The organism is Mesorhizobium sp. M8A.F.Ca.ET.181.01.1.1 (genome assembly GCF_004792025.1).
GTDB lineage: Bacteria > Pseudomonadota > Alphaproteobacteria > Rhizobiales > Rhizobiaceae > Mesorhizobium.
In genome coordinates, this window is sequence record NZ_SRTV01000095.1 from 1 (window position 1) to 365 (window position 365).

General features: G+C 64.4%; 1 protein-coding gene. It reads right to left on the reverse strand.

Annotation, left to right across the window (positions count from 1 at the left end):
* Nucleotides 1–365 (reverse strand): TadE/TadG family type IV pilus assembly protein (locus EN824_RS33740; RefSeq protein ID WP_135933179.1); only part of this gene is annotated, 365 nt, incomplete at both ends.

Below are 365 nucleotides of genomic sequence, written 5' to 3' on the forward strand. Positions count from 1 at the left end.
GGCGGGCAGCACCAGGCCGAGCAAAGGAAGGTTTGGTATTAGCGGATGCGCCGCGTAGTCGTAGGTCAGGCTCACTGCCATGCAGGTCATGGCGGGTTGATAGCTGCACGCGGTGGGTACGCTCTGGCAGGACGCGGTGCTGATCATCGACGCGACCATGTTGGTGGCGGTGGCGCAGGCAGCCGCGGCGCGCAGCGTCAGCGCGGCGGCCACGTCGTTGGCCTTCTGATAGTTCAGCGCCGCGCGCGCGCCCTCCTCGCTGGCAAGCGTGAGGCTCTGCTGCGCAACGAAGATCAGGCTGAAGGTCACGATCGCATAGAACACGAAGAAGAACAGCGGAAACACGAGCGCGAATTCGATTGCGG